At 70.2% G+C, this 9,311-nt stretch carries 6 protein-coding genes; 3 read left to right on the top strand and 3 right to left on the bottom strand.

Going from position 1 to position 9,311, the window contains the following annotated elements; genetic code table 11:
* The first annotated feature begins 90 nt into the window (after positions 1-90).
* Complete coding sequence (locus tag DQW06_RS06405) at positions 91-471, top strand: hypothetical protein (protein WP_117198139.1); 381 nt, start codon at positions 91-93, stop codon at positions 469-471.
* Entirely contained in the window at positions 468-1,796 is a 1,329-nt protein-coding gene (locus tag DQW06_RS06400) for a relaxase/mobilization nuclease domain-containing protein (protein WP_117198138.1), read from the top strand. The genes DQW06_RS06405 and DQW06_RS06400 overlap by 4 nt, the downstream gene beginning before the upstream one ends.
* A gap of 52 nt (positions 1,797-1,848) precedes the next feature.
* Here DQW06_RS06400 and DQW06_RS06395 read toward each other — a convergent pair whose 3' ends face one another.
* On the bottom strand, positions 1,849-2,856 hold the full coding sequence (locus DQW06_RS06395) for a hypothetical protein (protein ID WP_157983356.1): 1,008 nt from the start codon (positions 2,854-2,856) through the stop codon (positions 1,849-1,851).
* Positions 2,857-3,277: 421 nt separating this feature from the next.
* Here DQW06_RS06395 and DQW06_RS06390 point away from each other — a divergent pair, with 421 nt between their 5' ends.
* Positions 3,278-4,225 carry a hypothetical protein gene (locus DQW06_RS06390; protein WP_157983355.1) on the top strand — a complete coding sequence of 316 codons (948 nt, stop codon included), beginning with the start codon at positions 3,278-3,280 and terminating at the stop codon, positions 4,223-4,225.
* Positions 4,226-4,280: 55 nt separating this feature from the next.
* On the opposite strand, the gene DQW06_RS29750 is transcribed toward DQW06_RS06390, so the two are convergent.
* Both DQW06_RS29750 and mobF read right to left on the bottom strand, forming a co-directional pair.
* The gene (locus DQW06_RS29750; RefSeq protein ID WP_255418218.1) at positions 4,281-4,403 is read right to left on the bottom strand and encodes a hypothetical protein; all 123 of its coding nucleotides are present in this window, start codon (positions 4,401-4,403) and stop codon (positions 4,281-4,283) included.
* A 370-nt stretch (positions 4,404-4,773) separates the two neighbouring features.
* A complete protein-coding gene (mobF, locus tag DQW06_RS06380) occupies positions 4,774-9,159 on the bottom strand; it encodes a MobF family relaxase (RefSeq protein ID WP_198662390.1) in 4,386 nt (1,461 codons plus the stop codon).
* Between the last annotated feature and the right edge of the window lie 152 nt (positions 9,160-9,311).

Below are 9,311 nucleotides of genomic sequence, written 5' to 3'. Positions count from 1 at the left end.
CGCCCCTAGTTCCCGCCCCGCGTTCGCCTCCGCCGCCCACATCGGCCATCATCACCAGGCAACGCCACACCACCCAGCAAGGAGCCGGCCATGGAGGACGACACACCCCAGCACCGGCGCGGCAACCGCAGGATCGGCATCCGCCGCGACAACTACGTCAAGCTCAGCCTCAGCGACGACGAGCACGCCCTACTGCTCCAGGCCGCCAAGGACCAGGAGATGACCCTGAGCGGTTTCGCTGCCCACGCCGCCCTGGGCGTGGCCCGCGAAACCCTGGCCACCTCACCCGACGCCCGCCAAACGCTGGTGGCCCTCAACGATGCCGTCATCGCCCTGGAACACCTGGGCGCCGACCTGCGCGCGCTGGCCCACACCGATTCCGACCAGGTGCGTTGGCTGCTTGAGCGCACCGCGGCCGCCGTGGACACCCTCGAGAACGCCGGGGACGCCGTCGCGGGCGCGCAGCGATGATCGCCAAGGTGATGCGCGGCCAGGACACCCTCGGCCTGCTCCAGTACCTGTACGGGCCCGGAAGCGCCAACGAGCACACCGACCCCCACCAGGTGGGCGCCTGGCGCACCCTGGGTGTGCCCGACCCCGGCCGCTCCCCCGACCCCGACGTCGACCTGGGCGTGCTGGCCCGGCGCCTGGACCGGTTCGTGCGCCCCCAGGTGCGCCGCCACGTGTGGCACTGCGCGATTCGCGTGGCTCCCACCGACCGCCCCCTGACCGACGCCGAATGGGAGCGGGTGGCCCAGCGCATCGCCGCGGCCGGCGGTGTGGCTCCTCTGGGCGACGACCGGGCCTGCCGGTGGGTGGCCGTGCGCCACGACGGCGCCGAGAGCCATCACATCCACCTGCTCGCGACCCTGGCCCGCCAGGACGACACCAACCCCAACATCCACAACGACGCCCTACGCCTGCGCGAGGAGTGCCGCAGCCTGGAGAACGAACTGGGCCTGCGCCCCACCAGCGCCTCCGACAACACCTCCGCCCCCTCCCCCACCCGGGGCGAGACCGAGAAGGCCCGGCGTGAGGGCCGCGGTCGGCCCTCACGCGCTGTGCTGGAGCGCCTGGCCCGCCGTACCGCGGCCGCCGCGCGCACCGAGGAGGAGTTCTTCGCCTCCCTGCGCGCGGGCGGTGGGCTGCTGCGCCAGCGCACCACGGCGGCCGGGGAGGTGTCGGGCTACGCCCTGGCCCTGCCCGGGGACGTGGCCCCCGACGGCCAGCCGGTGTGGTTCTCCGGTGCCTCCCTGGCCCCGGATTTGTCCCTGTCCCGGGTACGCGCCCGCTTCGCCGGCGCACCTCCCGCTCCGGCACCGATCCACGCGGGTGGGCCCTGGGCGGGCATCACGCAGGCGGTGCGCGCCCAACGACAGATGTGGGGCCCCTGGGGGGCGGGTGCGCGCGCGGCGGGCGTCGCGGCCCTGTCTGATGTGCTCACCCTGGCCGCGGCCGCCGCTCCGGCCTCGGTGGCCGCAGCCTTGGAGGCGGCCGAGCGGGACTGGAGCCACGCGGGACGCCCGCCGGTACGGGCCTCGGTGACCGTGGCGGCCGCCCGGCTGCGCGAGGCGGGCCGAGCCCTGGGCGCCGCGCAGACGCAGGCCCTGCAGGACGAGCAGGCCTGCCGCGACGCCATCCGGGAGATGGCGCAGATGGCTGCTCAGATCACCCACTGGTACCGGGACCGGGCTTGGGCACCTCAGGAAAGGGCCGCTGAACTGGCCCGAGGTTATCTTCAGGCAGTCGTTGGCGTGGAAGCGGAGGAGAACAACGCCCTTAGCTTTACATTGTAAAGTCCAGTTGAGGGCGGTTTCCCGAACCGACATTGCCCGTGGTCTGCACCCCTTACCTCGACAAACCCCTTCTCTGGTGTGGGTTCGCCCCTCCTTCGCTCTGCGGGCGTCGTCTGGGTGTCGGGGTGTCAGCCTGCTGACCGGACGCGGCTTGGTTGGAAGGAGCGAGCCGGCTGTCTCGGGTCACCCGCAGTGCTTGCGCTACGGCAGCCGCTTTGGGCACCGTCCTAGGGGTGGTCGACTTACCCTTACTCACGTGAGGAAGCCCGCGGGGGGCGTCCAGTCGCGTGACGTTCCCGGCTTCCCCCTCAGCCAGCGACCAGAGATCGGGGTTGTCGGCCAGCGCTCTCAGATCAGGAGTGTCCTCAGGCTCATCAGGCGCCCAAAAGTGAGAGTTGTCCTCAAGCTCGTCAGGCGCCCAAAGGTCGGGGTTTTCCTCGAACTTGTCTGGTGCCCAGATCTTGAGCTCGCGTTCCTGAACCGCGGACTCCACACGGTAGGGAGCCAGTACTTCACGTACGCGCTGAGCGTCCAAGCCTCGGTCGGGACCGTGATTGAGCCTGAGTACGGACGCCAGCGCCTTGGTGGCCTCCCACAGGTGGTCGTCGTAGACCAGGAGCTTGGCGTCCTGGAGCGCGCGCTCCTTGCTGTCGAACATCTGCGGATGCCCATGCCAAGCGAGATGCATATCCTGCACCATCGCGTTGTCCCCATAGGCGTTGAAGGTGTAGCAGTTCCTGAAGAACTCGGGGTGGGTCGTCTCGTCGTAGCCCAATTCCCTGACCGCACGTTCCTCGGCCACCGCGCCAGCGCTGACCCAGGTGATGGAGTACTGGGCCGTGCTCGTACCGGCCACATCGGTGTGCCCCTGCTGGTCGAGCTCCGTCCGGTCCAAGTTCATCCACACCCGTACCGGGCTGAACCCCAAAGCGATAGCGGTCACCATGTGGGCGGCCTCGTGAATCGACAGCGCCCAGTGGTGCTCATCGTCTGTCAGATCCGGATTGGCCTTCAGAGCGACCGCCTCCCTTGGTTCCCGCACCGCTGGGAGCGGCGTCACGGCGGCTAGCCTAGTGCCATGATCGAACAAGGGACCGGGCAGAAAGAGACCGGAACCTCCCAGCTACCAGGTACGGAGCTGAGGCTGACAGGACGTTCCCACGAGGTCTCAGGACTCACCACCGTCCACGGGAGCTGATCCCCCTCAAGGAGTCACAGTCCCGAAAGAAAAAAGAGTCTGAAGACCAAGCCGAGCCGTCTGCGGGCCGCTGAGCGAGTCTTGGTTCACAACCCGCGCAAGCACTAAGCCCGTGTGAAGGGCAGGCACCTGGCTCCGCTCAGCACGAGCACGGAGAACCAAGGGTTCTACTCTTTCCACCAGCACGTGAGCCGCCTGTCCGAGGAGCCTGGGCGCCTCCCACGCACCGTCGTGCGGCACAAGGACGAAGGCCCGGGGCGACGTGCAAGACAGAGGAGGGATGATGCCTGAAGGCGAACTGTGGGAGGGCTTGGCGGACGCATCCCCCTCAGCCGAGAACCACCCCGATACCGTCCTGGGCACCGTGCTGAACACGGTGTCGGTGCTCAGCACCGACTTGGGCAGGCTCAGCGCCCGCCTCGACCAGACCGCCCAGGAGCTCACCGACCGGGACCTGCAACTCCAAGGCGCACTGAAACTCGCTCTGGAACGGCTGGGAATGGTGGAGGAGCTGGCCGGTCAGGTCCAGGAGTTGGCCACCGCCGTTGCAGACCTCGACAAGGACGACCGCCAAAGCCCACCCCAGCCCTGGAACTGGTCGACCATGACCGCTCAGGAGCGACGTGAGGGCGTCGGCCTGTTGGGCGCATGGGTTCGCGACGTCCTCTTCACCCGCTGGCCTTGGACTCAACGCCACCTGCACTGGTGCTGGGCCTACCACCCCGAACTCCTGCAGGACCTGAGCATGCTCCACGTCGCCTACCAGCAGGCCTACGAGCGCTCCGACCGGCGCTCCCACCACGAGATCGACTTCCGGCACATCCTGAAGGAGGTCATGGGCTCCGCCCCTGAGGTCTTCGCTCACAACGACTGCCCCAAAACCCCTGCGCAGCACCGAATCACCGGCCCAGCCCGCGACGACGAACGCCACTGGCTCCTGGCCTCCGCCGGAGAGGACGGCGCAGCCACCCGCACGACCAGCGAACGCACCGCCCTTGGTAACGCACCGGCGCGGGAACCCGACCAGACTGAACAACACCCCCAGACCAGTGAGCGCGACCGGCTACTGACGCGCCTGCACGCCCTCAACGAACAGGTCCGCGACCACACCCTGCCCCCCGAACACCGCGACCAGGCCAAGAGGCAAAGGGCGGAGCTGGTCAAGAAGAACGACATCAGCAAGGAGGAGTACCTGCGATTTCGGCGCAAGGTCGGCGGCCCCGGCCGCTAGCCCCGCCCCGGATCCAAGGGCAAAGGCTCCTGGTCGGTACGACACCGCAACCACATCAGCGTGTGTTCCACTCCCACCAGGAAAGCCTGCGCACGTGGACGCGGTGGCCGATCCGCAGCTGGTGGCTCTCCACGGAGCAGACGTTGGACCAGCGCTTCCTCCACACCCAGGTCAGCACCGACCGGCGGATGGTGCGCAGGTATGCCTCCCGAGACCGGTCCCTCCCGCTCGCCCGCGGCGAAGGCCAATGCCTGACCCACCCCCGCGGCGAACTCGTCGGTGGACTCAGCCTCCTCAAGTCGCGCACGAAGCCGCTCCACCCGCTCCATGTCCCTGACCGGTTCCGACCTGGCCAGATAGTCGCGCTCTGAGGCGGTGAGCACCTGGCGGGAACCGCCAAAGGCGTTGAGCCGAGAGCGCAGCTCGACCTGCTCTGCTTCGGTCAACGGCCGTACCTTCTCATAAGCGCTTGGGGGAGGAGCCAGGTCGCGGGTCGGCACCAGCCAGTAGGGGCGCTGGTTCTCAGAGCTCATGACCTTCGCCTCCCCTCACCGCGACAACCCTCGCCCTTGCTCGTCCAAGCCCGTGCCCGGCTGGCGGGGACCACTTCTGGTGCCCGGGCTCCCCTTGGCCGCTGCGCGACGCACGGCCTCGGCCACGCCTGAGGGCTGCGCAGAACGCGTCCGTCCCTGGTCGGCCTGTTCGTGCTCCTGGGAAGGGGGCGCTGCCTCGGACCGCTCCGCCGTGAAGGCACGCTGGCGCGCCTGGCGGCGGCGCCGTTCCTGCTCTTGCCCGGCGTCTCCTTGGCCGCGCGCGGCCAAGATGGCGCGCGCCCGCTCGGCGCGTTCCATGGCCTGACGCAGCGCCGGGTCCAGGTCCTGCAGTTTCTCCAGCCCCAAGGCAGCCGCGTGTTCGGCCCCGGCCCTGGTGTCCACGGCGGACCCGTCCCCCGAGACCGGCTCCAGCGGCGGCAGCTTCACCCCCGGGAAGCGTCGGCGCAGTTCGGCGTCGGCGCCCAGGGCCGCCGCGCGAAGTGGCTCGCTCTCGCGCATCCACTCCTGGCGCCGCTCATGGGCGCTTTCCAGCCGCTCCGTCCGCCACTGCGCGATCCGGGCCAGGTCTGCGTTGGCCTCGGCCCAGGTCAACAGGCTCCTTCGTTCCTCGGGATCGTCACTGGCCTCCGCCCGAGCCCGTAGACGTTCCGCCTCAGCGGCACGGTCCTGGGCTTCACGGGCAGCCGCCTTGAGCTCGGGCACCACATACGGCGGCGCCCCCGCCAGCCCACGCGCGTAGGCGGCGCGCCGCTCCCACAACTGGCCGGTGGTGGCCGCGGCGGCCTCACGGTCAGCCGGATTCAGCCCCAACGCCTGAGCGGCACGGTGCCAGGCGGCACGCCTCTCGGGGTGGTGGAAGCCTGGGTCCGGCCCCAGCACGCCGACGGTGACGCTGTCGTCGCCGTACTGCTCGCGATACCCCAGCACCAGACCCGCGCGGTACACCCAGGCGGTGCGCTCCAGAGCGTCCTGGGGCGCCACGCCCAGGTGCTCGCACAGCCATGGCGGCGGATCCTCGGCGGCCAACTCACCCAGTCGCTGCGTGCGCGCGTCCATCGCCTGGGCCACCTGGCGTGCGAAGGCATCCATCACCGGGTCACTCAGGTGGGGTGTGCGATCGGCCCAGGACCCTCCTAGGTCCACCGAAGACCCGAGCAGGTCGTCCACACGCGCGGTCAAAACAAGGGCGATACTGCGAGCGCCCTCCCAACCGCGCTCGTCGTTCACCGCCGCCTGCAGCACCGCATCGGCGTCCAGACCGGCCAGGCGAGCCCGGTGCAGCCGCTCGAGGAGCGCCTCACGGGAGGGGTCGGCCTGCAGACGTTCGTGGATCGCGCCAGGCAGCAGTTGGGGCAGTCGCCGCTGAGCCCACGCCGACGTGTCTTCCGCGACCACCTCACTCCACATCGCACCTAGGTGTGCCAAGTGGGTGACACGGTCGGTCTCGGCGCGCAGCATCTGCACCGCCGTCAGATCCCCGTGACCGTTGGCCATGATCTCCGCCAGCGTCCCCACAGGATCACGGTGGGCCTTCGCAGAGCCGGGTTCGAAGGCAGACGAGGCGGGGTCCTGCCCGCGCAGGTCCGCCCCCTGGTCCTCCACCACCGTCCACGCCCAGTTGCCCTCGCGGCCGCGGGTCATCTCCACGTACAGCATCTGCCGGCTCATCCCGGCCTCGACCACGGAGTGGCAGGTGTCCACGGTGCGGCCCTGGGCAGCGTGCACGGTGCCCGCGTAGCCCAGCTCCACGTACTCGCGCACGTAGTCGGCGGTCAGGGTCACATAGCCACCCGGACGACCCCGATCGTCGACCACACGGGCCACCACCGCGCCATCGTCCTCAAGGCGCTCCACACGCAGCACATCACGGTTGACCAGACGGCGGTTCCCGTCGCCCACCCGCACTGTCGGATCGTTGCGGCGTGCCGTGATCAGATCGCCCACACCCATGCGGTTGCCGTCGCGCAGGTCCACGGTGCGGACGTCATCCACCAGCCCGTATCCGACCAGCTCGGTGCGCACCGATCCCGCCAGCTCCGCAGCCTTGGCATTGGTGGCGGCCAGCAACAGCGAGGTGCGTCCGCGTAGGTGGTCGGCGATGTAGGCCTCGCATGCGCCCCGCTCCATCTCCTGGCGGGTACCGCCCCGCAACCGGCCCTGGCGGTCGTAGTCGGCCAACGCCTGCGCATCACCCTCGCGCAGGCGCACACTCGCATCCCGCTCCCAGGCGGCGGTGAAGCGCCGCACCTCGGTGAGCGCGAAGGAGCCCTGGTCGGCGACCAGCTGGCGCATCAGCCCGCCGGCACCCGGAGCTGACAGTTGCTCGCTGTCGCCGGTCAGCAAGAGCTTGGCTCCGCCACGGCGGGCGATATCGGCGATGCGCACCATGTGGTCGGTGGTGACCATGGAAGCCTCGTCCACCACCAGCAGCTGTCCCGGCTCCACCCGGACCGCTCCCGAGTCCACCGCCTGCAGCCAGCGGGTGGTGTTCCACGCGTCGTCCATGCCTTCGCTCGCCAAGACCTGCGCGGCGTTCTGGGCCACCGCCAAGCCCGTGACGGGCTTGCCCGTCATCTCCCGCCACAGATCCGCTGCGCGTGCGATGGTGTAGGACTTGCCCGTCCCGGCGAAGCCCTCGAGCACGTCGATGCGACGCTGGCTGGTGAGGATGGCGTGCACCGCGGCCGCCTGATCGAAGGACAGCCCGTGAGCGTGGACCTGTCCAGGAGTCGGCACCGCACCAGGGGACCAGCGCAGCCGAATGGCCGCGTCGGAGGCCTCAGCTGCAGGAGCGACCGGTTCAGCTGCGGTGCTCAGGAACTGTTGTTCGCGGTCCAGCTGCTCGGGTGTGGTCCACCGCTGGGCGGTGGGGTCCCGAAAGACACTCACGCCCTGGTGGCGCAGCGCCTCGGGCACCTCGACCACATCGGCGACCTCCACCAGCAGCGCCCGCCCCTGGGCCGGGGAGAGCGCCTCCTCGGTCAGCTCCGAGAGCAAACCGCTCACCTGCTGGGCGCTCAACCCGCCCAGGTGCGGCGGCAGATGGCGGGAGATGTGGCGGGCCAGCTCGAACCGGGTGAAGGTGGCCTTGGCCTTTTGGGCGTCGGCGATCGCCGCATCCAGCACCCGGCCGATCTCGACCTCGGCCAGGGCCGCGGCGTCCTGCTCACGCCGGGCGCCGTCACGACGTCCCAGCGCACGCCCCGGAATGGCTGAGAGCGGGTCGATCCCTGCGCGGATGGTGCGCCGCTCCCACGCCTGAACCTCCTCACCACGGCTGGGGGCCTGCGCGAGCTTGCGTTTGCGCGCCTTGGTGTCCTTGGTGGCCTGCTGGGCCAGGCGAAAGAGCACCCGGGCGTTGGGCTCGGCCCCGTGCTTGTCCCGGTAGGCCTGCACCAACTGCGAAAGCCGCCCCGTGACCTCCGTACGGCGGGTGCTGAACTCTGCGGCCTGGTCCAGGTCCACCCCGCTCAGCGACCACCCCTGCCCGTCCGGGCGGGCGGTCCACTCCGCGGCCAGAGTGCGTGAGAGCCGCTCGGTCACCACCCGTGCTCCGACCGCGCTGGCCTGCGCACGAACCCGGTAGACGGCCTGGCCGTCCAGGGAGCGCCACACACCGTCCTCGCACAACTGCCGGTTGAGCACCGCCTGGTGGACGTGCATCTGCGGGTCACCGTTGCGGGAGGTGTGCTGCAGGAAGCTCGCCACCACCCAGCCCCCGGCGGGGGTCCAGCGGCCGGTGCTTTTCCCGTTCACCTTCTTGCCGTGGCGCCCGGTACGCGACCACCCCGCCAGTCGGCGCGTCTCCTCCAGGGCGGCGGCCGCCCCCTCCTTGACGGCGTCCTCCACCTCGCGCGCCGCCCGCAGGGCCCGCTCGGCCTTCTCGGACTGGCCGGCCTCCTGCGCCCGCTGGGCCTGGGCCAGCAGACCGGCGTGCAAGAGGGTGACGGTCTTGTCCGCGGAGAAGGTCAGGTCCAGGAACTGCAGGGCCCGGCGCTCCTGCTGGCGGGCCTCGATGCGCAGCTGCTCCCGGCGCTCGGGCGAGGCCTCGGGCTCGGCGGCCAGCTTGGCCTCCAGCAGGGCCTCGAACGAGGCGTAGTCGGCCGGGCGGCGTCCCAGGCGAGCTTTGTCCCGGGCGGGCACCGAGGGGTCGGTGAACGCCGCGTCCCGCGGGTCGAGGAACGCACCGTAGAGCTTCTCCATGACGTCGGGGTCGACTTCCGAGCCGGCACGCAGACCGAGTTCCTCGGCGCCCGGGCCCGACCAGAAACCTGGCGGTTCCCCGTACCCGTGGGCCGCGTCGAGGTAGAAGTTCTCCGCTCCAGGGGCGACGGTCTTGGTGAGGTAGAGCGGGTCGTAGCCCTTACCGATCGTGAGCATCCCACCCATCTACTCACCTCCCTCAGCTCTGACCGCGCACTCCCCAGATGATCAGAATATCGACCCGCGTCCGAAATGCATAGGTGTGAAGAAGCCTAAGGGCGTTGGAAACGCGGGCGCGGGGCACCGCCCCGGGGACCCGCGCAGCGGGG

It is taken from the genome of Nocardiopsis sp. TNDT3 (genome assembly GCF_003427465.1).
GTDB lineage: Bacteria > Actinomycetota > Actinomycetes > Streptosporangiales > Streptosporangiaceae > Nocardiopsis > Nocardiopsis dassonvillei.
The sequence above is the reverse complement of the archived record's forward strand: the minus strand, read 5'-3'. Positions and strand labels throughout refer to the sequence as shown.